A 25,535-nucleotide genomic window follows, 5' to 3' on the forward strand; every position below is an offset into this window, starting at 1 on the left:
GCACAAACTGCAAAATTGCAGCGATCACAAAGGCTAAGTAGGTGACGATCACTTTCCCTACTGCTTGTGTAATACGCGTATTTGACATTTAACGACTCCAGGATTCACCTTGACTGCACCTTTTTCCGATCTTCCCCTAAACCCCGCCCTGCTGAAAAACCTGGCGTCACTCAACTACAAGTCCATGACCGAGGTTCAGGCCAAAACGCTTCCGATCATTCTTGACGGCAAGGACGTAATCGCCCAGGCAAAAACCGGTTCCGGCAAAACGGCCGCCTTCGGTTTGGGGGTGCTGCATCGGCTCAATGTCAGCCGCTTTAGGATTCAATCGCTGATTCTGTGCCCAACACGGGAATTGGCAGACCAGGTTGCGCAGGAACTGCGCCGACTGGCCCGGGCAATTCACAACATAAAGATTCTGACTCTCTGCGGCGGCATGCCTTTCGGCCCGCAGATCGGCTCCCTGGCCCATGGTGCCCATATCATCGTTGGTACTCCAGGACGCATCGAAGAACACCTGCGCAAAGGAACACTCTCCTTAGAGCATGTCGATACGCTGGTCTTTGACGAAGCCGACCGAATGCTCGATATGGGATTCCAGGACGTTATCGATACCATTCTGGCGCAGGTGCCAACTGGGCGACAGTCGTTACTATTCAGCGCTACCTACCCCGATGAAATTGAAAAGCTCAGCGCCCGAGTGATGCAAAAACCAGTGATGGTTAAAATTGACTCTGCCCATAGTGACGAGGTGATCGAACAACGCTTTTACAGAACTGAGAGTTTCGAGGATCGCCTGGAGATGACTCGGCGTGTCCTGCTCAATGATAAACCAGTCAACACCCTGGTTTTCTGCAACACCAAACGCGAAACCGATGAAGTAGCCAATGATCTGAAACAGGCTGGCTTCAATGTCCTCGCCCTGCATGGTGATATGGAGCAGCGCCAGCGCAATGAAACCCTGATTCGATTTGCCAATGGCAGCGCTTCAATTCTGGTGGCCACTGATGTGGCTGCACGAGGTCTTGATATCGACAAGCTGGATGCGGTTATCAACTTTCATATCGCCAAAGACCCGGAAGTGCACACCCACCGCATCGGACGGACCGGCCGTGCCGGTGAGCGCGGTTGCGCTTACTCCTTTTTTGCCGAGAAGGAAGGCCACAAACTGGTTCGTATGGACCTAACCCAGGACCCACTATCCGATCCAGATACACCACCACCCGCCAGCATATTAAGTGAACCCCCTTTCCAGGCACCGATGGCTACCCTGCAAATCGATGGTGGCAAGAAGCAAAAGGTCCGCCCCGGCGATATCCTGGGTGCCCTAACCGGCGGCGATCGCCCGATTAACGGTAAAGATGTTGGCAAGATCAACGTACTGGACATGACCGCCTATGTTGCGATTAAACGCAATGTGGCATCTCAAGCTCTTAAGAAAATTGAAAACGGAAAATTGAAAGGGCGCAAATTTCGGGTGCGGCGTATTCGAGGCTAAGTCGAGTGATTATCCCCTGGCAACGCCGGGGGAGGCTTCGGACGCGCTATGCTGCTCTGGGCATTATATTTCAAGAAGAATCATGAAGAATTTACTTTTTTGCTTGCTTTTATCTCAATTCCTATTCAAGCGATTGAGATAAGTAATTTCAAGTCAGGACTGATGTGTGGGATTAATAAAGATGACATGGGCTGGGTTTGTTTTGCGCAAGAGGAAATTAAAATCACAGGTCAAAGTTCATGCATTTCAAATGGAAATGAATTCAAATGTACTTGGTACGGATACTCAAACCCCCAATATTCAGTGTTAAGTGTGTCAGAAAATGCAAATATGAAGAAAGTAACCCAAGACGTTAGCTGTTCCTCTGAAGGAGTGGAGCTTTACAAATACAGGTTTATTTCTGTTTACTCGGCTGGAAAATAAGTAAATAGCAGGTCCTGCAACTCCGCTAGCCCGTTGCGGAGTGCCAATGAGAGAGCTAATTGGTGGGGGGAATATGGTATTTCTCTGTAAAATTATTGGACAGTTACCACCCAACGTTGGCTAGCAGAAAGCAAGCAGGTCGTTCAGAGAGCGCCAGGTATAACCAGGCCAGGCAAGATCGCTCAGTTGGGGGCCAGGCTGGACAATCTACGCTCTTTTTCGGTTGCCCTGTTCATAACTTTAAGCATCCAGGAGGTATTGCCCTATGTGGGGAGAATTGCACGAAGTAAAAAAAATAGTTGTTAAGTTGCCTGAATCAATTGAAGCCGGAAAAGGCAATAGATTGCTTCGTGAACTAGGGGCTACTCTTCATTACGATGTTTATAGTTTTGAAGCAAATTCAAGTGAAATTTGGCAATCGGATTCAGTTTTGTACCTCCACCTATTCAAAGAAGGCAGTGAGGTTGATGCGCAAGATAACTTCGATGAAATTCATATTTTTTATCCATTGGCAACTCGTCCAAGCTCAGATCAGTTGCTAGCGTTAGAATTATCATCAAACATTATTAGTAAATTTGGCGGTTCGGCCTCTTATCAAGACCAGTCGTTTTCGGTGCAAGGTGTACAGGCTGAATGGGATAAATGTAATAGTTTTTTACTCAAAGAGTGGGGTGAAGAGCCTGGTAGCCATTCACTCCGTAGAATGATTGAGGAAAACCATGCTTAACAAATACAAGCAGGTTACTACGGGCCTTTGGCCCCTCGCGGGACGGCTCACCTTGTACACTTTTTACAAAAAGAGCGCACAAGGTAAGCTGCCACCGTTATGAATCCGTTGAAATTACGAGTACTTAAACGAACTTGCTCAGAGTGTAAGAGAAGGACTCTGGAAATTCCATTGTTCTCGACAACTTTTATCTGCCGGAACTGTGTAACTATCTTTAAGATTCGTGGCTGGTTCAAATTTGTGCAGATTATTGGAGCGGGCTTCCTATATTTTTTGATACTTCAAGCGGCTCTGACGCTTCTAGAAGATGCAAGATTTAATCTAATTGGCTTTGTAGTGGTGACATTTTTGGTGGCACCTTTAGTCACTTCAGTTATATTAAAAACTTCGAAAATGTATCTCGCACCCTTGGAGCTAACTGGAGTAAAAAGCAAGGTGCGCGGTAATTCATAACAAGTCAATTCACTTCGCGCCTTCGGCGTCCGACAACTTACACTGAGGAGCATCATGCAAGGAATTCTTTCAGAAAATTTGATTCTTACTGAAGCGGCCATACTCGAAAGAGTCAGGCGTAACAAAGATATAAGCCTTTGCAGCCATGTCGACCATGCTAAATTAATCTATAGCAAAACTGGTGCTGAAAGCCTTAAACGAATCTACAGTGAATACATAAACCTTGCAATTGATGCAAAACTCCCTCTTTTGCTTGCAACTCCCACATGGAGGGCCAGCTCAGAGAGAGTTTCTCTAGCCAAGGCGCCTACGTCTATCAATGAAGACGCTGTTAATTTTCTTTCGAATATCTTGCCAAAAGAAGGAAATGTATATGTAGGAGGCCTAGTCGGCTGTAAAAATGACTGCTACAAACCAGAACAAGGCCTAACTTACAAAGAATCTATTTCTTATCATCGTTGGCAAATTGATAAGCTCGGAACCTCTAATGCTGACTACCTCATGGGAGTAACCCTACCAGCTGTACCAGAGGCACTTGGCATTGCATCTCTAATGTCAAAGCACTCTAAGCCATATTTTATTAGCTTTGTCATTGGCTCAGATGGTCGCCTTTTAGATGGCCATACCATTCAAGAAGCAATTTCACATATTGATCATCAGATTTCGCCTAAACCTTCTGGGTACTTTATTAATTGTTCTCATCCTTCTTTTCTAAACGCTTCAAGTCAATTACCTGACAGACTAATCGGCATACAAGCCAATGCTTCATCACTAACGCACAATGAGCTAGAAAATAGCGAATCGACGCACTCCGACAGCATATCCGAATGGGGCAACCATATGCTCCACTTAAATCAGAATCACGGATTCAATATATTGGGCGGCTGCTGCGGTACTGATTCAAGACACCTGGAATACATCATAAATAATCACAACTAACAAATTTAGCCTGCGTCTTTCCGCCTACGACTACCCTGGGCAGCCACTCTCTTGGATTGGCTATCATTGCAAACGGCATTAGCTGGACTGCTGGAATTATGAATAGGTGAAAGGAAGCAACACTGAGGCTCACAATTGCCTGAGCGCCTCAATTCTGGTGGCCACCGATGTGACAGTTCGCGGTCTGGATATCGCCAAAGGTCCGGAAGTACATGCCAACCGGACCGGCCGTGCTATTAAGTGCGGTTGCGCTGCTGAGCAAGCGGCTTCGTGTGAATCTGCCGCACTATCCGCTCCAGATACAACGCCACCGACCAGCAAATTAAGCATCCCCTTTCCAGACACCGATTGCCACCCTACAAATCGATGGTGATAAGAAGCAAAAGGTCCACCCCGAGGATATCGTGGGTGCCCTAAAGGTGGCGATCGTCCGTTAAACGGGAAAGATGTTGGCAAGTTCAACGTGCTGCACATGACCGCCTATGTTGTGATTAAGCAAAATGCGGCAGTACAAGCACTTAAGAACATTGAGAACACAAAGTTGAAAGAGCATCTGGTGCGACATATCAGGGGGGCTCTTAGCTCACTTACCAAAGTTGTAGGTCAGCTCAAAGAGGTAGGATTAGCCCAGAAAGCCTATAAATAGGTTAACCCTATCGTTTGGAGCTGCAACCGTGCCCAAAATACTGATTCCCGTCGCTGATGGTAACGAGGATATAGAAACCATTGCCATCTACGACATTTTGAGCCGAACGGATGCAGAGCTGGCACTGGCATCGATTATGCCGAGTAGACGTATAACTACCCTACGCAATCTTGTTATTGAAGCCCCCTACTCCATAGAGGATTGCTTGGACTCCACGTGGGATCTAATAGCCCTACCAGGCGGCAAGGAAGGTGCCGAGCGAATGTATAGCTCAGCCCCCCTAATAAAGCTCATCCGTGAACAACTTGAATCGGATCGCTGGCTAGGAGCAATTTGTACCGCTCCAGTGATCGTTCTTGGGCGGCAGGGGCTGATAACCAATTTTACGGCCACTTGTTACAAGACGTTTCGCGGCGAACTTAGTCAATATGTGAAGGAAACCAGTGATCAAAGAGTAGTGATCGACCGGAATTTAGTCACCAGCCAATCGCCCGGTACCGCTATAGAGTTCGCTTTTGAACTCGTCACCTGCTTATTTGGGAAAGATCTATCACAGTCAATTGCGGAGACAGTGAATGTTTATCTACCGCCTAAATAAGCCAGCTTTATGCCTGCTTTGTTTAACTCTGTAGAACTAATAAATACTCGGGTACTGCCTTAACACTATCGCCTGAGGAGAAGACTTGATTAAGGTATACCACTAATCTGAACGTAATATACCTATAGTATTGTGATGCTATCACACTGGATAGGCGTAAAAAATTGCAAGTAACTGAGCGTTTTGCATTCATCTTATTCACAGCTTTCAGCACCGTCAGGCAAAAGACCTGGATCCGGTGTATTGCGTTTCTCCGATAATGCTCGAATCTACTCGGACAAAGGTCTGCAAACCTTAAGGTCCCTTGGATAGTTCCTGGTACACACCACTGACAATGCCGACTTTAGCTCCATTTCAGCAGACGCAGTCTGCATGGAAATTAAACTAAGGCCCGCCTTTGTCGCAGGCATTTCAGAATCTTCCAAAACCATCTCTTTGAGACGACATATATCTTGTGTAGACCTCATTTTCCCCAAGCTAAGAGCAGCATAAGCTCTTGGGATTTCTATACTAGAGCCTAGCATTGATCTTACATAATTTAGGTACTTATAATCCTGGTCTCTGGCTTTTTTCCATATCAATTCAGCTAAGAGTATCTTGACTTCGTGAGACTTTACTAAATCTTCATTCCACCCGTTTTCCTCCGCACCCTTATAGTCGAACGCCTCTATTAATTCTTGTACCTGCTTATCATTAAGACTTCGATAATAACGTAAACTGACAAGAGTGCTTAAGGCTTCTTCAAGCTCTATATCAGGGTCACGCAGAACATTTATAATGCCATCAATTCTTTTTTCGATTTTTCCAGCAGACGCCCCCTGGGATTTACCCATACCTGCGATCGGAAAGATGGATACGAGAACAGAAAATATATAAACAATAACTCTCATAATTTCTCAATTTTTATTGCGTCAATAAAAGTCTAGCAGACCAATATTTTTTATCTTAAGGGATTCTATATTTCAACCGAGTCCATTTCAGTAATCGCCAAAAGTACCCACCATGCTTACAAGAAAATCAGCTTTTCTGGTATTTCTGCCTAAATTGACTGGGACTCATCCCCACATGCGACTTAAATACACGTCGGAATACTGCATCATCGGAATAGCCTAATTCTTGCGCAACACTGGCAACTTTATTGGCTGGGTTTAGTAAAAGGCTGCGAGCGTACTCCATACGGACGCTATCGATAAATTGTTTGGGTGCTTGCGCTGTTAACTGTTTTAGCCGCCTGTGTAATGTTCGCTCGGATATCGACAGTTCTTTTGCAAGCAACTGGCTGCCTAACTGTTCACCAAAATATTGACGAACCACATTTTCAGCTTCCACCAGAAACTGATCTTTTGATACCTGGTAGCCTTTTGGTACATGCAAAGTTTGCGAACGCGGGGGGGAGTCCACAACGGCGAGATCAGCAACTTTGGTAGCGACTTCATCGCCAGCTAGCATCTTGATCACTTGTAGAGTCACATCCACCCAAGATAAAGGGCCACCCGCTGTCACAATATTTTGATCTACTAATAACCCACTGGCCCATAGCGGGCAGGCATTGCTAAAGCGGGATTTCAACTCATTGTGTAACCACCAGGTGGTTGTGCATTGTCGTCCATTTAGCAAACCCGCTTCACCCAGCGCCAAAACGCCACTACAAGAACCCGCGATAATTGCCCCGCGCCTATATTGGGTTCGCAACCATTCGCAAGTCGGCTGGTCCAGTAACTTTTCAGAAGGCACACCAAACTGGTTGGGCATAAATCCGGGGACTATCACGGCATCGCAACTGGATATTTGTGATACCCCATAGCCTACAGCAAAGTGCCTGCCCTGCCCGTCTACAATGTCGGCGCCATCAGCACTGGCGACTATGATTTCGGGGGACCAGGATTGTTGATAGGCAGGGTCCAGGGAGTGCTGGCTTTCAGATAAGCGGAGGCCACCCAGGGCAAACATATCTTGAACGCCAGCAAGAGCCGACGGCAAAACTCCTGGCATAGATAAGATGACTATCTGGGCCATAAATCCTCAAAGTGGCGAATTTTGTCTGATCATTGTCTTTTTGGACACTGATAGTCAAGCCTGAGCTTCCCCTAGGATACTCATCACCAAACAACGTGAGAGAAAACAATGACTGAAGCTAAGCTGGCCATCGTGGCACTGATCGACGCCAAAGCGGATAAGGCTGATGAGGTAAAGGCGCTGCTCACCTCAGCCCAACCGCTCGCTGTGGAAGAGCAAGGAACCCTGAGCTGGTATGCCGTACAAATCAACGCTACGCGATTTGCTATTTTCGACACGTTTAGCGATGAAGACGGCTTAACTGCACACCTTAACGGCAAGATCGCTGCAGCATTGCTTGGCAAAGCGGATGAACTGCTCGCATCAGAACCACAAATTATGACTGCGGATATCCTCGCATCTAAAGTCTAAGGAAGCCTTGAAAAACCGGGAGCTGGCTTTGGATACCCCTATCGTCTTTATCCACGGAACCAATGCCGGCCCCTGGACAATGGAGAACTTCCACCAGCATTTTGAAGAGGAAGGATTCTATTGTCACAGCCCAAGCTACCGCTACCATGAAGATCTAAAGTCAGAACAAAATCAGCAACACCTTAAAGGACTGAGTATTGCCGACTACGTTGATGACATCCGGGCATTTGTACAATCTTTAAATCAAAAACCTGTTGTAGTCGGCCACTCCCTGGGCGGTGTTATTGCACAAAAATTGGCAACTATGGATTTGGCACGGGCAATCGTATTGCTTAACGGAAGCGTGAACTGGGGAATACTGCCCACCACAGAAGAAGAGCGTGCGCTGGGCAAGTTGTTTATGGCTGCGGGTGAATTTTGGAATGATGTCCTGTTACCGGATTTCGCGACAATGGCGAAATTCGGGTTGAATAAACTTAATCCAGACAACCAGCACAAGGTCTTCGATCGATTGGGTCCTGAATCTGGGCAAGTCCTATTTGAATTGTTCTTCTGGATTTTTGACAGCAATAAAACAACCAGGATTGACTATCAAAAAATCAATTGCCCCACTTTAATAGTTTCGGGAACCGATGACCTGGCAATTCCCCCTTCCACAGCACAGTTAATCGCGGAGCGGCAAGGTAAAAATACCACCTTTTACCGGGCAGAAGGTTATGGTCACTATTTAATGCTGGAGCCAAAATGGAAGCGGATTGCGGAATTCTGCAGCACGTGGGTAAGCCAACAATTTCAAAAAACCACCTCCACTAGCAATAAATCACTGTGAACCCTTTACTACACCAAACCCTTAATCTGCCTCCTCCCTTTTCTCAGGTGAGATACTCGGCTAGATAATCAATCAGCAGCCTGACTTTCGGCGCGATATATCGATTTCCGGGGTAAACTGCGTATACCCCTTCATCCCTATCTTCGAGATCACTTAAGAGGGTGATTAATTTTCCTTCAGCGATATATTGCTCGACGTAATAATCTGGCAACTGCACAACCCCCAGGCCTTTAAGCGCAGCATCTAAAAGCGCCCCACCGTTGTTGTAGCGAAGGCTACCTTTGACCCTAAGGTTTTTTTCTCCTTCCCTGGTACTGAATCGCCAGTAATCCAGTGTACCCAACAGGCAGTTGTGCCTGTTCAATTCCGACAACGAGTGTGGGGTCCCGTGCTCTTCAAGATAATCCGGTGAGGCGCACAGATGAATTCGCCGGTCCGCCAACTTTCTTGCCATCAAGGTTGAGTCCTGCAACTTACCCAGGCGTATGGCGATATCGTAACCCTCATCTATAAGGTCAACCTGGCGATTGGTGAAATAGGCATTGACCTCAATCTTGGGGTTTTGAATCACAAAATTATTGATCAGAGGTGCAACCTTCTTTTCAGCATAAGTGACCGGTGCCGTCAGTTTGATTTTGCCCTGTGGGTGGCTCTGTAATTGAGTTACTGCTCGTTCCGCCGCCTCCAGCCCATCGAGCACCCCCCGGCAATGCTGGTAAAAAAGCGTACCTTCCTGTGTCAGTGACACCTTACGCGTGGTTCGATATAGCAGTTTGACATTCAAACGGCTCTCCAAAGCACTGACCTGGCGACTGACCTTAGCAGTAGAAATAGCCAGCCGCTGCGCTGCGAGGGTAAAGCTCTCGCTTTCAGCAACATAAACGAACTCCGTAATGCCTTCCCAGTCTTTCATTATTGCAAATATGTAAAAGTAAGTTTCAAAAACACCCAATTATAATCAATTCTGCAATCAATATAATGGCTCCCCAGTCGTCACAGCGAGGCCAACCAACACCAGGCCCTGAATGACATGATTTAACAGCGAGTAATCTTATGTCTGAACAATTTTTCAAGTCGAAGGCCGCTATCGCTTGGGGGCCTGGGCAACCGTTATCGGTCGAAGAAGTGGATGTCATGCTGCCAAAGGCTGGTGAAGTATTGATCAAGGTCATTGCATCGGGAGTGTGTCACACCGATGCTTTCACCTTGTCTGGCGACGACCCGGAGGGCAAATTCCCCTGTATTTTGGGCCATGAAGGTGGCGGTATTGTCGTGCAGGTCGGTGAAGGGGTTACCAGTGTCAAAGCGGGTGATCATGTTATCCCCCTATACACCCCAGAATGTGGCGAGTGTAAATTCTGCAAGTCCGGCAAGACGAACCTCTGCCAAAAGATCCGTGAAACTCAGGGCCAAGGCCTGATGCCTGACGGCACCACACGCTTCTATAAAGATGGCAAGCCCATCTATCACTATATGGGCTGCTCTACATTTTCGGAGTACACCGTACTGCCAGAGATTTCACTGGCAAAAGTAAATCCGGCTGCACCTTTAGAGGAAGTCTGCCTGCTGGGTTGTGGTGTCACTACTGGTATGGGCGCTGTGATGAACACCGCCAAAGTTCAAGAAGGCGATACTGTTGCGATTTTTGGCCTTGGGGGCATTGGCCTTTCGGCGATTATCGGAGCTGCCATGGCAAAGGCCTCGCGAATCATTGCCATCGATATCAATGAAAGCAAGTTTGAATTAGCCCGCAAACTGGGGGCGACGGACTGCATCAACCCCAACAACTACGATAAGCCAATTCAAGAAGTCATTGTCGAACTCACCGAGGGCGGTGTGGATTACTCCTTCGAATGCATCGGCAACGTCAATGTGATGCGCTCCGCTCTGGAGTGCTGCCACAAGGGCTGGGGTGAATCGGTCATTATCGGTGTAGCTGGTGCCGGCCAGGAGATCTCCACCCGTCCGTTCCAGCTGGTAACAGGCCGAGTTTGGCGCGGGTCCGCATTCGGCGGCGTTAAAGGACGCTCCGAATTACCAGACTACGTAGAGCGCTATCTGAATGGCGAATTCCAGCTCAACGACTTTATCACCCACACCATGAGCCTGGATGACATCAATAAATCTTTCGATCTGTTACATAAAGGCGAAAGTATCCGCACCGTCATTCACTTCGATCAATAACCAGCAATGATCAATTGGGCCATCCCTTGGAGGTGGTCCAATTAGGGCTATCCATCATGTCTATTGAAAATATCAGTGCCAACCGGAGTTTTGGCGGCTGGCACAAGCAATACCTTCACGACTCTCAGTCACTTAACTGCAAAATGCGTTTTGCTATTTATTTGCCACCGCAAGCTTCACAAATGCACAAGGTTCCGGTGCTCTACTGGCTGTCAGGTCTGACCTGTACCGATGAGAATTTTATGCAAAAGGCAGGAGCCCAGCGGATTGCCTCCGAACTAGGGATAGCCATCGTTGCTCCCGACACCAGTCCCCGTGGAGAATCTGTTGCCGATGATGAAGCCTATGATCTGGGGCAAGGTGCTGGATTTTATATCAACGCCACCCAAGCGCCCTGGAGTCGCCACTACCACATGTATGATTATGTGGTGGAAGAACTGCCAGCACTTATCGAGACCACCTTCCCTGTGACAACACAGCGCGCCATTGCAGGACATTCAATGGGGGGCCATGGTGCACTGATGATCGCCCTACGCAATCCAGCAAGTTATGTTTCCGCATCAGCCTTCAGCCCCATCAGCAATCCTTCTCAGTGTCCGTGGGGACAAAAAGCCTTTGAAACCTATTTGGGCAAAGATCGGGATAGTTGGCGAGACTACGATAGCAGCGAACTGCTCAAAAATGCCGACAAGCCTGTGCCGATGTTGGTGGATCAAGGGGAAGCCGATAGCTTTCTTGTTGAACAGCTGAAACCCGAGACGCTCGAAGAAGCTGCCAAAGCAAGCAACTACCCGCTCCAACTTCGCCGTCATTCCGGTTATGACCACAGCTATTACTTTATCGCCAGCTTTATTGAGGAACATCTTCGGTTTCATGGAGGCTTTTTCAATCAAGCACTCAAGGGATAATAGTTGATGCCCTCAAGAAAACTATTGCGGTTGGCTGGAGGAGAAATCAAACTACAAGTGGGCCACAATGGGCCCATCTGCAGATAAACATTTAGGTTTCGCTATCAAACCACAAAGTGACAAACACTACCTCTGCACAATCTGAATTGAGGGCTGCCACTTGAGCTTTACTCTAACTCCTCCAACAGTTGAAGATGTTTGATTTCTGAAGACATAGAGCTCAGAGGCCTGCTGAGCTTCCTCCATAAATAAATCTCTGTATTGGTCCTGAACTTCCAAGTCAATGACCCGGGCATTAAATGGAATTCCACTGGAATTAACATCAAACTCCACGGTGGCTTCCGCACTCACGCCCATCATTTCCAACTCCTTAGAAGGGTAGCGGGGAAAATGGGATTTAATCACATATAAAGACTGATCAATATTAAAACTATGCGTTGCCTCGGAGTCAGGAATAGAGTAAGGAAGTAACTTTATATTTCTTTTCGGCATCTTCTTTAGGGCTTCATCACGAGCCTCAGCAGATGTACCGACGCCGGCATAATGATAGCGAACAATGTATTTAACATCTTCGACAAGTTTACCATTTGTCTGGAATGCTACATTCTTAACGAGGAAGGTTGCATCTTCAACAAACTGATCCTCAAATCCCCCGGAAGTAACAACTTGCAAAGCTTTAATATTCGAAACTTCCCCATCCTCGGCTACATTAAATTGTAGTAACACTTCCCCCTGTACTCCCGCGAAGAATGCTTGACGCGGGGGCTGGAGATATACAGAGGAAAAGGTTCCCAAGTTCTGCAACCTTGATTTCTCTCCCGCCACAGCTTGCCCCCAGACTATCGACAAGCACCCGACCAACAGACAAAATCCCTTAGTTGTAATATTGAGTATTTTAGAAGGTATAAACTTGTTCTTCATTCTTTCAATCCTTGTAATCATTGTTCTTTTATCTCCATAATGTGACTGAAGAATACCAAAATCAGTCTTCAACTCATTGGTTATCACCATAGTTTTGGCATATTCCAAACGGTCAGATTTTACTGCACTCGTAAGCACAATTTCGTCACATGAACACTCTTGAGATAAGCGAAATCTATATAGCACAACCCATGCCAGCGGATTTATCCAAAATGTAATAACCACAATTAAAGCTAACAAATTCCATAAGTTATCGTATCTTTTTGCATGCACCTCCTCGTGTGAAAAAATTAATGACAACTGCCTATTACTGTAAATTTGATCATAGTTCTCAGGCAGCACTATTTTCGGTGAAACAAAACCAATCAAGATAGGGCTTGATATATTCCTGGATGTGTAGAATTTTTCTCTATAATTTTCTTCAAAAGAAAAGCCTGAGCGTGGCGCCAAGGGTAAAAGACTAACTTTCAGAAAACTCATAGCCAGTATTGACAAGAGAAATACAAATCCAGACCACCAAACAACGCCTATCCAATCAACCGAGCGAGTTTCAGATACCGGGCTCAACACCTCAGATACAGAGTCAGTGACATTACTATAACCATTGCTGACGGCTTGAATTGTTGGTGCCGCTTGCTCGAACTCTAAATTAAAAGTATCAGAGGCTGCCAAATTGGCTAACACTAAGCATACTGGGATCAGCAAATACAGCTTATATACAAAAACAGAACCAAGACGTTTACTAAGAAGCTGATCACTGAGTAACACTAGAATTGCAAGAAATGAGAAAAAAAGTTGCTGCTGAAACACCCAGCTACTCATTTTCCTGCTCCCAGTTTCTAATTAACTCCTTTAATTCCTCAATATCATCTCGTTTAAGTTCACCACTGGAGGCAAATCCAGAAAAGAAAAGAGATACCCGCCCTTCAAACAAGCGGTCCAGAATACTCCGACCTTGCTTTAACTGATACTCCCCCCTCTCAATGCAAGGTGAATACAAATAACCTCTATCTGCTTTTTCAAAAGAAAGGGCGCCTTTCTTAACTAAACGGCTGATTAAAGACCTAACCGTTTTCTCTTGCCATGACTTGCGCGAATGCAACCTCTGATATAGCTCACGCGCCGTAGCAGGCGCCCCTTGCCACATCGCCTCCATAACTTCGAACTCAGCATCGGTAATCTCCATTTACGCTCCTTGATTACATTTGTAGTCCGGTGACTACAAATGTAATCCAAGTACCCAAACCCTGTAAAGCGATCTTTTGAAAATAATTCCCAAAGATCACACAAAGTTAAACTTAACTTTCTATTAAGCGAAATGATTATCCTAATAACTGCCTAAGGACAACAAAGGTAAATTTCTACATTGGGGCCAAATAGGTGTGAGGTCATATAAAAATATTGAGTTTGCACCCCTTGATGTATCTAGCCATTGATAGTAACGGCGCTCTGGTGTCGCTTTATTCCCTCTAATTAGTTGCACCGTGTTCAGAGGACGCTAATTTGAAAACTGGAAGCTCATATTCCCTTTCAAAGTAATCGCCACGGATTTCCCCGCTGACATTTAGGTACCAATATTCTCTATCCCCACAATAAACACTGGTACTAGATTCAGGTAAGCCCTCTGGGATATCAAAACTAAAATAGACCCTATTCCCCACAGCAGTAGCCTTTAGATTACCCTGTATCATTTTTTCCCAATTCACATACTCACGTTTTCTAGCATCTTTTCCCCTCCCCTCTGTTACACACGCGAACTGCTTTAATTTGACACGAATAGATTTATCGGTTAGCGCTAGTAGTGGAGGAAATTGAATATACCCGGAAACCTTACCTCCTATACGGCCAGGAAATGGCCGCATAACAATAGGCACCCTTCCAATTGCCTTATATCTAGACCAATTAATGATTGGCACAATTATAAATAAGCAACTGACAACACCTAATATCAAAGCTATTAGCCCGTCAGAATTCCAGTTCGATAGAAACGTCAACCCTATAAAAATAAAGATCAACCCAAGCAAGAATACTAATACTCCGCCCCACAGTTGTTTTTTAAGGATTACTCTGGTTTCAGATAATATACCTTCAGAACTCCACTTATTTTTTGCCAGCCATGGCTTTCTCTCAATTAACTTAGGACTCTGCCTTTGCTCCTGAAGAGTATCTATTCTAAGAACAACTACTCCGATAAGAATAAAGACAAAGCACACTGATCCTGGAACAATAATCTCTGACCATCGCAATCCTCTATCCAATACTGAGTCATAGGGATCATTTGGGTTATACCAGCCACTAAACGTGCCTTTCTGCCTCTTATACTTCTGAAGTGTGTCATACATGATTTCATGGTAGTAACCTCCTGCAGAATCATCAGACTCTGAATGAATATCAACTCGATTGCCCCAGTAGGTTTTACCGTTTATATAATACTCATAACTGGCAACAACCTGGCGATAGGTACTGTGCCCATCCTGATAAACCTCTAAATCTATATCAAGAAGTTGAGCATCCATTGGAAGCCAGGTTGACATCCTAACTTTGTCAACTATTGGTGAAAGCGCCCATAGATATAAACAGGCGCAACATAGAGTTTGATAAGTAATAAAATATAATAAAGACTTCGGTGATATCTTAGCTTTATTTTTTATCCGGTCATCCATGAAAAAACACCTAAAACAACTTCAATCACTACTGGAGGCCGTCAACTCAATTTATCTAGTCCGTAAAAGAAACTTAAAAAATAGCGAAATAATTAACAAAATAATAAAGGCTGAGTCTAAACATAAACAGCGGATTAATTATTATATTCAAAATAATTGCTGTATAGTATCACAATCGAGGCATGTCAGATATGAGGTCTAACTTATCGCTTTTCCCTGTGAGTAACATCTCAATTTAAAAAATTCTTAGGTCCTACCCTGGAGTTCGCACCACCATCAGCCTCTCCTCGGTCATATCCGCAATAGCCCAGCGTACCCCCTCCCGACCAAGCCCCGAATCCTTAACACCACCATAGGGCATATTATCTACCCGCCAGCTGGGTACATCACCAATAACCACACCACCCACTTCCAAGGTATCCCAGGCTTGCTGGGCCTTGTAAAGGTCACGAGTGAATATGCCAGCCTGCAGACCAAAGGCACTGTCATTCACCTTGTCTAAAACATCATCAAAGCTATCGAAAGGCTCCAGAATTGCAACTGGGCCAAATGCCTCCTGCTGTACAATGGAGCAGTCATGGGGCACGTTTTCCAATAGCGTTGGATCAAGCATGGCGCCATCTCGTGTACCTCCACAAAGCAGGGTTCCCCCGGCTTGAATCCCCTCTTCCACCCAAGTATGCAAGCGGGTAGCCTCTCCCTCAGAAATCATTGGGCCAATAAATGTATCTTCTGATCGAGGATCGCCTTTCTTAAGCTTTTTGGTACGCTCAACCAGACGTCGCTTCAGGTCTTCATATAGACTGCAATGTCCATAGATCCTCTGGACGCCGATACAGCTTTGGCCCGACTGATAGAAAGCACCGAAAATCAGCCTCTCTACAGCATCATCAAGATCTGTATCCCGATCGATAACGCAGGCTGCATTACCTCCCAACTCCAAAACCACTTTCTTTCGCCCCGCTCTGGCCTTTAGGTCCCAGCCCACCGCCGGTGAGCCAGTAAAGCTGAGTAGTTTGAATCGATCATCCACAGTAAACAGCTCTGCTCCCTCTCTATGGCAAGGCAATACAGAAAAGGCACCTTTCGGCAGCTGTGTTTCGGCCAGAACTTCAGCGATAATCAATGCCCCTATGGGCGTGCGGCTTGCGGGTTTCAGTACAAAGGGGCATCCAGCAGCGATGGCAGGCGCCACCTTGTGAGCAGCAAGATTCAAAGGGAAATTGAACGGCGATATAAATGAGCATGCGCCCACCGGTACTCGCCTGATATATCCACGGTAGCCCCGTGAGCGCTTGGATATCTCAAGATTGATAATCTCACCATTGATACGCACTGCCTCTTCAGCGGCCACATGAAATGTATCGATTAGACGCAGCACCTCGCCCCGCGAATCATGAATCGGCTTACCAGCTTCAATACACAACGCTTCGGCCAGCTCTTCAAACCTTTCCCGAAAACGTACAACACAATGCTGTAAAACTTCCTGGCGGGTGTAAGACGGCAAATTAGCCATCGATTTTTCTGCCAAAAGCGCCCAGTCGATGGCACTGTCAATAACCTTGGCATCAGCCATTGCAACCCGGGTAGCTACTTTCCCTGAATACTTGTCAGTAACTTCCAGATCGGTGTTGGCATGCACTGCTTCATTGGCCAGGTAGTAAGGGTAAGATTCTTGCAGCAAAGTAATATCCTTTTACTTGATGTCTTGATCTATCAAGAGCGCCCCAACGCCAGATACAGCATTGTGCCCATCGTCGGGTATAGATGACCCGCAGGCATATATCAAATGCGTGTTCATTGGCTTATTAGTTTTGCTACCGGGGAAGGACTTTCTTACTCGTACAAGCTAAATATGATGAAGAGGGGATAGAAATAGTGGAATCTTGTGAAGTTGGGGGCAAGCGCCCCACAACTTCATATTGACTGGGACACAGCTACTTTTCGGTTAACCACATGCCAACAGGCTCATAATTAAACTTCTTATATACCGCTTTTTCGGTATCCGGGTTATCACTCTTCTTATCGATGTTGTATACGGTCCAGTTCAATTCATTGACATTGAATTCAATCACTGCATATCCATAGATATTACTAACAAAATCTTTGATATGTGGGTTATTGACCTGAACCCCGCCATTTAGCAATGATGTAAACACACTGCCAACATCAATACCTTTCTCAATCGTATCGTTCATATTGGGAGAAGATATGGAAGGGGTCATCAGCTCAACGCCGACCAGGTTGTCGTAGTCCCAGTTGCTAATTTTGCTGAAATCAACTTTCAGGTATGAAGCGATACTGGAGTGGAGGTCCCCTGTCAGCACTACAAAGTTATCGACATTACTGTCCTTAACAGATGACAGGATTTTTTCCCGCTCCCACTGGTAACCATCCCAGGCATCATAATTGGCATACACAAGAGAGCGTCCCAAAATAGTACCAGCCAATTGTGCCAGCAAAGTCTGGTTCCCCCACACTTTCCAGCGGGCACTGGAGTTAACAACTCCATCAATCAGCCAATCCCGCTGAGTCTTACCCAGCATGGTTTGGGTATCTTCTTCATAATCTGTGCACCAGTAGTTTTCCCAAGCTGTACCATCCTTGCACGGCTCCTTGGTCCTATAGGTGCGGCTATCTGTCATATACAGATCAACCAAGTCACCGAACTGGAAAGAACGATAAATCTGTAAGTAGTCAAAAGCGTGGCTTGCGGATTCATCGACTTTTACCCGTGCAGGGACATATTCGATCCAGGCCTGCTGAGCATCGCGACGCAACTGGCGCAGCTGGTCAGGGTTGTTATCGCCGGTCTGGTAGGGATGAGATGGCACACCCAGAGTATCCCGCTCGTAATCCCAGTATGCATTGTCTGCAGTTTCATGATCATCCCAGGTGATGATAAATGAATGCATTTCCATCGCTCGCTGCAGGTTCTTGTCCTTGCGATACTCTCTGTAAATATGGCGATAGTCCTCAAGATCCATCGCAACAGAGCCGCCAGAAGGCAGAGAGAGCGAATGCACTATCGAGCTTTCAAAGCCTTCGTACTGGGCATATTCATAGATAAAGTCACCCAAATGCAGTACGCAATGTACATCTTCGTCCGCGATATGGTTGTAGGCGTTGTAATAACCGGTGGTGTAATCCTGACAGGTAACCACAGCCATCTTTAGATTCTCTAGGCTACCGGTAGGCAGTGTGTGACAACGCCCAACGCGGCTACTGACAGTCCCGTATTTGAAGCGGTAATAGTAACGTTGGTCAGAAGATAAGTAGCCTTCCAGATCAATGTTAACGGTGTAATCACGGTCTGCCGTGATATCACTAGCATTAATCTCAGCACTTAGAATTGGCTGAGTAAATTCCTCATCCAGCGCAACATCTACATACAGAGACTGGCCCGCGATATAGGAATCAGGGTTAATGTGCGTCCAAAGAACCACTCCAGTTTGACTGGGATCTCCCGAGGCTACTGATAAATCAAAAACAATTCCGTCGTTATCAATTTGATCAGCGAATGTGGTGCCGCCCAGTACAAAACGTGCATAGGTTTCACTATCAGTGTCTGCGAGAGAACGGACCGTAAAGGGGGTCAAAAGTGCGACACCCATGGCCTGGACAAAGGTTCGGCGGGAGATGGTCATATATAAACTTCCTGTTATCGTACGTATGAAGAATCGGAAAGGGAGCGGATTCTATAGAAGAACGTACCAACAAAGAAGTTTGACTTTTTAGCTAGTAATCTCTTTTTCTCTCAAAATTAACACTTATGGAGTTAATACACAAAAGTCATATTAAGGGAAGTAACCCCCCCCTCTCCTTCAGCTATAAACTTGAAAAACTAAGCGTTGCTAGCCATTAACAATCTGAAATCATCTCTGGCCTGAGATAAGCAAAAGCGTGCTGTACATAGTCGGCTTTACCTAAGGAGACACCTTGAGCTCTCAGGATTGCATAGGCCGTGTTGATATGGAAATAAAATTGAGGTAGCGCCCAGTCTCTGGCATATTGCTTATTAGTCATATCGAAAGTCATCCCATTCGGGAGCTTAATCGTCACAGGCTCATCGACTGCTACCATCACTGTTTCTGGCGTAACGCTTTTTAAAAATGCCAGTGCCTCTCGAATTCGCTCTTGAGCTTCGGAAATGGACCCGGGGTTTTCACCAGCTCCCTGCCCTTCACGAGCCAACTGCTCCAGAAAATCTGGAAGCGCACGCCGCCCCAATCGAAATATTGCCTCTTGCGCCTGTAAGCAACTAAACCGAACTTGGGATGATAAAGGAAACATATCTGGAGCAAGCCTCGCTTTAAGGAGTGCTTCAGACTCATCTTCTGGAAATTCTGTTTTTGCCTTATCCAACCAACTAGAAAGTGCTTCCAATAGTTGTATATACGTAGGTAACAATAAATCTGTAAGGTTCATAATGTGTTTCCACTGGTTTTTATAGATAAGCGACAAAATATATCACTGGTAGCATTCTAAAATAATAAGGGAGGCACAAGCATAATCTAGTGTCTTCTTGCCTCCATATCTAAGCTAAATTCATAAGGCGTCAACTCGAGATAAATAAATGCTCAGGATACTCAGATATATTGCTGCTAGTTTAATGGTATTGGTGTCACTAGCGAATGCTGAATCTATTGACGTCGCAGTTAATGGCACGCTAATGCGTGGATTCGCCCTCGAAAAACATATGCTTAAAAACCATGCCACTTTTGTACGAGAGGCTAAAACGGCGTCGATCTATCGCATGTGGTCAATTGGAGACAAATACCCCGCAATGGAAAGAGTTCTCAACGGCGGCACATGGATTAAACTGGAGATCTGGTCGATTCCGCAAGCCAACTTGGTCAACCTATTAGAGGAGGAAGCCAAAGGATTGGTTTTAGGTAAAGTTGCTTTAGCGGATGGAACACAGGTATTAGGCATACTGGGTGAAAACTATATTGTTCAAAACCAGAAAGATATATCCAAGTGGCATGGCTGGCGAGCCTATACGGAGAGTATGGGTATGAGTAGTAATAAAACCGGTCAGTAGCACTAATATCAAATATTTGATTTAGACAATCGAAATGAGTACACATACAGAAGTCGCAGTGAATGGACCATTGATGCGTGGCCTGGCGTTAGATAAAAATTTAATACAAAACAATGCAACATTTGTGAGAGAGGCTAAAACAGAAGCCATTTACCGGATGTGGGCAATCAAAGGCGAATATCCTTCGATGCAGAGAGTGCGCACAGGTGGAACATGGTTCAATGTTGAAATTTGGTCCTTACCCAAGGCCAACTTAATTGAAGTACTTAATTTAGAAGCGGCGGGACTAACTTTGGGTAAAGTAGTCTTAGAAAATGGCGGGCAAGTTTTAGGGATATTAGGAGAAAACTATTTGACTCAGCAACAAGAAGATATTTCCCGATTTCATGGATGGCGCAACTATATACAACAGAAATCTAAAAACTGACGTTGAAGCTGCTATTATTTGGCCCTAAACAATACCATTAGGTAGACAATCTACTCAGTCTATATCTTTGGGCGATATAGCTGCCTACCACGGCACGGTATTCCCACCCACTCTAAGCACCCTGCATCCAGAATCGTTACTACCGCCCCACCTCTCGGGTCTTCGCAAAAGGCTATATTCGTGGGTCGCTTACCACAGGTGAGTATACGTTCGGCCACCCTTCCCTCACCATCAAGAACGGTCACATCACCTTGGCCAAACACTGCACAATACAATCGCCCGTCACTACCGAAAGCCATCCCATCTGGCCCTACAAATCCCTCTGGCGCCCCAACAACTACATTGCCGAAAAGCTCCCGTTTGGGGTGCGTTAACGAAGCGAGATCGTAGCGGTAGATATTGCCGCTAATAGTCTCCCCTACATACAGCTGGCCCCGATCATCAATGGCAATACCGTTGGGAAAACGCAATCCGGAATCAAGCTGTCGCAACACATCTCCATTGCGAGGATCTATCTCTAATACCTGTCCATAGTAGCGACAAGACCGGCAATCAGCTCGAATCACCTGCCCCTGAACAAAAATATCCGGGTCAATCCCGGAGTCTGTTATGTAAAGTAAGCCATTTTCACCAAAAACCAGATCATTAGGCCATAAGTAGGGCTGATCTTTTGGTCCGTCATAAGCTTCAATAAGATCCCCATTTAGCCCCATGCGAACAAGCTGCTTACCCCCTCCATCTGCAACCAATAAATTGCCACACCCATCGATCGCCATGCCATTAGGACGTCTAGCACAATATCCTATCTGTTGATATCGCCCCTGCAAGTCAATACGGCTTATACAGTTTCGACCCGATGCCATTTCAGTGACATAAATGCGGCCATCAGGCAGACAGACGGGCCCTTCTGGTTCTTGTAAGCATCTACATAGTACTTGTCTTTCCATGCTAACGGCCACAGACTCGAGTTGGTTAAAAAGGCATCATTTGTGATACGAGGGCGTATCAACGCCAGGAGGGGCTAGTCCAGCCAACCTAATACGTTTCGCCAAAGACTCTCCTTGAACTCCTTTCGGAAAAACCCAAAGTGGCCTATTGATGTATTTCCAATAGAGCTGGTTTGAATAACCTCAATATCTGTATTCGCATTACAGTAAAAATCTCGCAATGCACGGACAGCCTTCTCTGGTGCAAAGTCCTTATCATCATCTATTAGCAGGAACTTCATATCACACTGCAAGCGCTCGAATCCCTCACGAATCGGCAGACCATGCTGATCGACAACATAATCCTTATGTCGAGCCCAGAAAGCCCATTCACGAGCTATTCCTGCAGGTAGGTTCTCTCCCCCCCAAAGTACTCCAGGCACCCATCCCAAAACATTCGATAGCAAAGGAAATGCGCAGTACCATCCGAATAATAGCTTTGGCTGATACCTTGCATCCCAATGCCCCCAATAGCCGCTCTGACAAGAAACACAATACACACTCGCAAACCGGGTATTATTTGACGCAAGACCTACAATTTGACCGCCGACACTATGGCAAATACAGTGCCACTCCAAGCCCTTAGTCCGTTTGCTACACCAATCAATCACTGCCACCAAATCGCTCTCCCCCCAGGCTCTTAAGGTCAGTCGTTTGTCCCTTTGATTCTCGATAGCGGACTTTCCGATACCTCGGTAATCATAAGTAAGAACCAAATAGCCATTCCGGGCTAAGAAACAAGCAAAATCCCGATAGTAGCTCTGCTTAACCGCCATAGCAGAATTAATAATGATGCCGGCTTTGGGCACCTCACTCGGCGAGAATAGCCTTGCACCAAGCACTATCCCATCGTTAGTGGGGATTTGCTGTGCCTCAATCATCTATTCAAAGGTTCCCCCGTGTAATTCAACACAAACTATTGGGTAAGTTAAAATTCCGCCCAATACTTCCGGTCTATCGCAAGAGATGTAATTAACAAGCTGATTCCTAACAGGTATTTCCTCCTTCCAAGAGCAGTAAATTGACTTGAATATTCACTTCTCGACATTTACCACCCCCTAAAGACTAGAGCAAGTTAAAAGCCTTAATTATATAGCCCTATATAATTAGATTTGATGTTCCAGTTTATGAATTGAAAGGAGGTAGCTTTACCAAAAAGTCAAATAACATGGCAGACTATTGCTCTAGCTTTCCACTATTTCACCTACAAATGTCCATGTGAGCTGCACAAAGATATACCCTGCCAATAATCCTCATATTCACTATCAAAAGTGCTAAAACTTCTAAGTACTCTAAAATGCAAGGATCAGGTTTGATAGTCGATCAATCCAGTCGCCAAGTTAAGGAGATTCAATTTATCGCTTATCTTATATTTCACCTGATTCACTTAAAATGATTTTGAGCTATAGACAACAGGAAGTTTAGGTGCATGTCCGATCGATTCAGTATTATCATGCCATGCTACAATGATTCTGACCTTCTGTATAACCTATTACAAGGCTACACTTTACAAACCTTTCCAAAGGAAAATTTTGAAATAATTATTATAGATAATAACTCGCAAGACCCCGATATCTTGTCATGTTACAACCAGTTTAAGAACCACCTTACATTTACTTTACTATTCAGACCTCAATTACCAGATCCATTCGCACTTAACTCAGCGCGAAACTTAGGGGTAAAGATTGCTAAACACGAGTGGTGTGTATTTACAGATAGTGACTGTATCCCCGCCCCGAACTATCTGGCAGAGATTCAAAAAATAATCAATGATTATGGGCCTGGCATCTGCATGACTGGGATAAGAGAATTTATTCACTCTAAAGATATTGTCCCAGCAGAAATGGACGGCGACGGCAAGTACCTTGACGCATGCCCTAGATTTAATAGCCCATCAAATTATGGGTTCAGTAAAGATAGGCGCCTAGGGAAAATAGAGAAATTACCCAATACAGAACACCCCTGGGGGCACTTTTATGGCTGTAATATGGTATTTAAAAGGCAGGATGTCATTAAGGTTGGTTTTTTTGATGAAAAATACGATGGAACCTGGGGTTACGATGACATAGACTTGGCTTATCGAGTTATCAATGATCTCAAAGTACAGCCAATTTTTATGAAAGAAGCCATTGTCTACCACCAAGACAACATAAATTTAACAGAGACAATCAATGGCAAGAAGAACAAAACTAAAAATTTGAGCAACCCAAACTATCAATATATCTGCAAGAGAATTTCCGGGTATTATGAGTTTAGTAATCGCGAATTCAAACGATTTGGGCTAACAACTACTGCAAGCTAACAATTGACCTGAGTGACCAACTTAAACGCGCCTAAATATTATTATACATTTTTCAAGCATCTATCAGATATCTGATAGTTCAACCTCACTAGAGAAAGTTTTCAGAAACAGAACAACCTTATCAAGAGAGAAAATGGCCTCATTAACAGCAACCTCAATATGATAACCATCAGAAGCTTTACTAATAACAAAAACCAGTGCATCTCTTGTGATTGAATAGGTCGCGATACAGTCGACCTCTCGAGCAGGCAAATAACTAAATGTAAAGTCTTCGTTAATACTTGATGTAACTTGCTTCTCAACTTTTAACATATTGAGGAGTACCATTGCATAATATGCAATATGGTACCTTTTTAATAGGTATATTTGATACCTAGAGAGTTTATTTAGAGAAAAATAGAAACCAGACGCCGTATTTCCTACCCCAGCCAGTCTTTCACCCTGATCCGGAATGTTGTGAATAAACTCTTGGGTAATCAATATGTTTGCTCGCTGCCTTTCGAAAGTACTGACAAAATTATCTATAAAAGATTTCAAAACACTTTCGAAAGATATCTCGCTAGATTCAACTTTAGCTGATACCAATACGATGTCATCGAGATCTCCTTTTATACAACCCTTTTCCTCCAAGAGAAATGGATTTGGCTTGTTCTCCTTCCTATTAAACATTCTCAGACTTAAACCTATAAATAAAGCTTGGACCAGCCCTATAACTCGGTGAAAATTTGAGTGTTGCCCATTACCCTTGTATATATGCATTATTGAAGAACAATATGCATCTGACTTTTCCTGATCTTTCTTCAACAAGCAATTGGCATATTTAGAAAAGAGCAGGCCAGTGTAACCAGAAAAAAAATCATGATTTGCTACAAAGCATACAGATGTGCTATCAAAGTGGATGTAGAAGGGGATCTTTTCAACCTCCAACCTCTTATATAGGACCTTCCTCCCAACGACACCTGTCAGCTCTTCCCTCAGCGCCTCAATCTTTTCTAAGTAAAAGCGTTTCGGGTGAGGCGCGGTAGTCAATGCAACTAAGTCATAGAGCTTGTCTAGACAATCAGTAATTTCATCTTGGTTAGTTCTAGTTACAACATTTATAAGTAAAGTAGATACACAGCCATAACCTTTTAGGTGCTGCTGAACAAAGCTCTCTGGTGCTTCTATCGGCGTGAATAATCTGGACAGAAAGTTGGATTTATCAGCCACGATATCACCTTAAAAGGGAGGGTTTGCCACTTAAGTCGATTACATATCATTTAAATTTAGTCAACTCCCCTAATGGCTACAATTACTTCAAGAGTTTCCTTTGAGTAACTTAGCATAAAGAAGACGTAGAAAAATATAAGACAAGTAATGATTATCAACCGACATCTCTTAACACACTGTATATGTCCTGGGATCCGGATCTAAATAATAATTAAAGAAAAACTACACGCCCGTAGATTCCTGATAGGGTTGTCGCAAGACGCACATTTAGTCAAGTTGATTTCTTAAATTTAAAACTGACAAAGCCTTATCCGATGATAAGTTGTATCATCCAAAAAATTGGCAGACCAA

The 25,535-nt window shown here is 45.0% G+C and carries 25 protein-coding genes; 13 read left to right on the forward strand and 12 right to left on the reverse strand.

Annotated features, from left to right (window positions below; all coding sequences use genetic code 11):
• Positions 1 to 109: 109 nt before the first annotated feature.
• From dbpA to ACJJI1_RS20160, 6 genes are all read left to right on the forward strand, one after another.
• The gene (gene dbpA, locus ACJJI1_RS20135) at positions 110 to 1,498 is read left to right on the forward strand and encodes an ATP-dependent RNA helicase DbpA (protein WP_444957791.1); all 1,389 of its coding nucleotides are present in this window, start codon (positions 110 to 112) and stop codon (positions 1,496 to 1,498) included.
• A gap of 48 nt (positions 1,499 to 1,546) precedes the next feature.
• The gene (locus ACJJI1_RS20140; RefSeq protein ID WP_444957792.1) at positions 1,547 to 1,921 is read left to right on the forward strand and encodes a hypothetical protein; all 375 of its coding nucleotides are present in this window, start codon (positions 1,547 to 1,549) and stop codon (positions 1,919 to 1,921) included.
• A gap of 265 nt (positions 1,922 to 2,186) precedes the next feature.
• On the forward strand, positions 2,187 to 2,648 hold the full coding sequence (locus tag ACJJI1_RS20145; protein ID WP_444957793.1) for a hypothetical protein: 462 nt from the start codon (positions 2,187 to 2,189) through the stop codon (positions 2,646 to 2,648).
• Between the two features lie 507 nt (positions 2,649 to 3,155).
• On the forward strand, positions 3,156 to 4,040 hold the full coding sequence (locus tag ACJJI1_RS20150; RefSeq protein WP_444957794.1) for a homocysteine S-methyltransferase family protein: 885 nt from the start codon (positions 3,156 to 3,158) through the stop codon (positions 4,038 to 4,040).
• A gap of 106 nt (positions 4,041 to 4,146) precedes the next feature.
• Positions 4,147 to 4,413, forward strand: a complete 267-nt coding sequence (locus ACJJI1_RS20155; RefSeq protein ID WP_444957795.1) for a hypothetical protein — start codon at positions 4,147 to 4,149, stop codon at positions 4,411 to 4,413.
• Positions 4,414 to 4,714: 301 nt separating this feature from the next.
• Positions 4,715 to 5,284 (forward strand): DJ-1 family glyoxalase III, encoded by a 570-nt coding sequence (locus ACJJI1_RS20160; RefSeq protein ID WP_444957796.1) that lies wholly within the window; start codon positions 4,715 to 4,717, stop codon positions 5,282 to 5,284.
• A gap of 269 nt (positions 5,285 to 5,553) precedes the next feature.
• Here ACJJI1_RS20160 and ACJJI1_RS20165 read toward each other — a convergent pair whose 3' ends face one another.
• Entirely contained in the window at positions 5,554 to 6,174 is a 621-nt protein-coding gene (locus ACJJI1_RS20165; RefSeq protein ID WP_444957797.1) for a hypothetical protein, read from the reverse strand.
• Between the two features lie 127 nt (positions 6,175 to 6,301).
• Positions 6,302 to 7,300: a GlxA family transcriptional regulator gene (locus ACJJI1_RS20170; protein WP_444957798.1), complete on the reverse strand. Its 999-nt coding sequence runs from the start codon at positions 7,298 to 7,300 to the stop codon at positions 6,302 to 6,304.
• 108 nt (positions 7,301 to 7,408) lie between these two features.
• On the opposite strand from ACJJI1_RS20170, the gene ACJJI1_RS20175 reads away from it, so the two are divergent.
• The gene (locus ACJJI1_RS20175; protein ID WP_444908198.1) at positions 7,409 to 7,711 is read left to right on the forward strand and encodes a putative quinol monooxygenase; all 303 of its coding nucleotides are present in this window, start codon (positions 7,409 to 7,411) and stop codon (positions 7,709 to 7,711) included.
• 28 nt (positions 7,712 to 7,739) lie between these two features.
• Complete coding sequence (locus tag ACJJI1_RS20180) at positions 7,740 to 8,540, forward strand: alpha/beta hydrolase (protein WP_444897431.1); 801 nt, start codon at positions 7,740 to 7,742, stop codon at positions 8,538 to 8,540.
• Between the two features lie 43 nt (positions 8,541 to 8,583).
• Here the strand turns inward: ACJJI1_RS20180 and ACJJI1_RS20185 are convergent, their stop codons facing one another.
• Positions 8,584 to 9,453: a LysR substrate-binding domain-containing protein gene (locus tag ACJJI1_RS20185; protein ID WP_444957799.1), complete on the reverse strand. Its 870-nt coding sequence runs from the start codon at positions 9,451 to 9,453 to the stop codon at positions 8,584 to 8,586.
• 140 nt (positions 9,454 to 9,593) lie between these two features.
• Here ACJJI1_RS20185 and ACJJI1_RS20190 point away from each other — a divergent pair, with 140 nt between their 5' ends.
• Together ACJJI1_RS20190 and fghA are read left to right on the forward strand one after the other, a co-directional pair.
• Positions 9,594 to 10,724 (forward strand): S-(hydroxymethyl)glutathione dehydrogenase/class III alcohol dehydrogenase, encoded by a 1,131-nt coding sequence (locus tag ACJJI1_RS20190; RefSeq protein ID WP_444957800.1) that lies wholly within the window; start codon positions 9,594 to 9,596, stop codon positions 10,722 to 10,724.
• Positions 10,725 to 10,780: 56 nt separating this feature from the next.
• The gene (gene fghA, locus ACJJI1_RS20195) at positions 10,781 to 11,632 is read left to right on the forward strand and encodes an S-formylglutathione hydrolase (protein ID WP_444957801.1); all 852 of its coding nucleotides are present in this window, start codon (positions 10,781 to 10,783) and stop codon (positions 11,630 to 11,632) included.
• Positions 11,633 to 11,758: 126 nt separating this feature from the next.
• Here fghA and ACJJI1_RS20200 read toward each other — a convergent pair whose 3' ends face one another.
• From ACJJI1_RS20200 to ACJJI1_RS20225, 6 genes are all read right to left on the reverse strand, one after another.
• Positions 11,759 to 13,375: a M56 family metallopeptidase gene (locus ACJJI1_RS20200; protein WP_444957802.1), complete on the reverse strand. Its 1,617-nt coding sequence runs from the start codon at positions 13,373 to 13,375 to the stop codon at positions 11,759 to 11,761.
• Positions 13,368 to 13,739: a BlaI/MecI/CopY family transcriptional regulator gene (locus tag ACJJI1_RS20205; RefSeq protein WP_413662093.1), complete on the reverse strand. Its 372-nt coding sequence runs from the start codon at positions 13,737 to 13,739 to the stop codon at positions 13,368 to 13,370. Before ACJJI1_RS20205 ends, ACJJI1_RS20200 begins: the two co-directional genes overlap by 8 nt.
• Before the next feature lie 283 nt (positions 13,740 to 14,022).
• Complete coding sequence (locus ACJJI1_RS20210) at positions 14,023 to 15,216, reverse strand: DUF3592 domain-containing protein (RefSeq protein ID WP_444957803.1); 1,194 nt, start codon at positions 15,214 to 15,216, stop codon at positions 14,023 to 14,025.
• A gap of 253 nt (positions 15,217 to 15,469) precedes the next feature.
• Positions 15,470 to 16,900 carry an aldehyde dehydrogenase family protein gene (locus ACJJI1_RS20215; RefSeq protein ID WP_444957804.1) on the reverse strand — a complete coding sequence of 477 codons (1,431 nt, stop codon included), beginning with the start codon at positions 16,898 to 16,900 and terminating at the stop codon, positions 15,470 to 15,472.
• 253 nt (positions 16,901 to 17,153) lie between these two features.
• On the reverse strand, positions 17,154 to 18,863 hold the full coding sequence (locus tag ACJJI1_RS20220) for an alkaline phosphatase D family protein (RefSeq protein ID WP_413662096.1): 1,710 nt from the start codon (positions 18,861 to 18,863) through the stop codon (positions 17,154 to 17,156).
• A gap of 214 nt (positions 18,864 to 19,077) precedes the next feature.
• Entirely contained in the window at positions 19,078 to 19,644 is a 567-nt protein-coding gene (locus ACJJI1_RS20225) for a DUF1993 domain-containing protein (RefSeq protein WP_444957805.1), read from the reverse strand.
• A 148-nt stretch (positions 19,645 to 19,792) separates the two neighbouring features.
• Between ACJJI1_RS20225 and ACJJI1_RS20230 the strand changes: the two genes are divergently transcribed.
• Both ACJJI1_RS20230 and ACJJI1_RS20235 read left to right on the forward strand, forming a co-directional pair.
• Positions 19,793 to 20,260 (forward strand): allophanate hydrolase-related protein, encoded by a 468-nt coding sequence (locus ACJJI1_RS20230; RefSeq protein ID WP_444957806.1) that lies wholly within the window; start codon positions 19,793 to 19,795, stop codon positions 20,258 to 20,260.
• A gap of 34 nt (positions 20,261 to 20,294) precedes the next feature.
• Positions 20,295 to 20,687 (forward strand): allophanate hydrolase-related protein, encoded by a 393-nt coding sequence (locus ACJJI1_RS20235; RefSeq protein WP_444913137.1) that lies wholly within the window; start codon positions 20,295 to 20,297, stop codon positions 20,685 to 20,687.
• Between the two features lie 59 nt (positions 20,688 to 20,746).
• Here ACJJI1_RS20235 and ACJJI1_RS20240 read toward each other — a convergent pair whose 3' ends face one another.
• Both ACJJI1_RS20240 and ACJJI1_RS20245 read right to left on the reverse strand, forming a co-directional pair.
• Positions 20,747 to 21,634, reverse strand: coding sequence for an SMP-30/gluconolactonase/LRE family protein (locus ACJJI1_RS20240; protein ID WP_444957807.1), 888 nt, complete (start codon positions 21,632 to 21,634; stop codon positions 20,747 to 20,749).
• A gap of 74 nt (positions 21,635 to 21,708) precedes the next feature.
• Positions 21,709 to 22,554: an alpha/beta hydrolase family protein gene (locus tag ACJJI1_RS20245; RefSeq protein WP_444957808.1), complete on the reverse strand. Its 846-nt coding sequence runs from the start codon at positions 22,552 to 22,554 to the stop codon at positions 21,709 to 21,711.
• Positions 22,555 to 23,102: 548 nt separating this feature from the next.
• Between ACJJI1_RS20245 and ACJJI1_RS20250 the strand changes: the two genes are divergently transcribed.
• Positions 23,103 to 23,975: a glycosyltransferase family 2 protein gene (locus tag ACJJI1_RS20250; protein WP_444957809.1), complete on the forward strand. Its 873-nt coding sequence runs from the start codon at positions 23,103 to 23,105 to the stop codon at positions 23,973 to 23,975.
• A 63-nt stretch (positions 23,976 to 24,038) separates the two neighbouring features.
• Here the strand turns inward: ACJJI1_RS20250 and ACJJI1_RS20255 are convergent, their stop codons facing one another.
• Positions 24,039 to 25,184 carry a hypothetical protein gene (locus tag ACJJI1_RS20255; RefSeq protein WP_444957810.1) on the reverse strand — a complete coding sequence of 382 codons (1,146 nt, stop codon included), beginning with the start codon at positions 25,182 to 25,184 and terminating at the stop codon, positions 24,039 to 24,041.
• Between the last annotated feature and the right edge of the window lie 351 nt (positions 25,185 to 25,535).

It is taken from the genome of Microbulbifer maximicatervae (SeqCode), assembly GCF_052467065.1.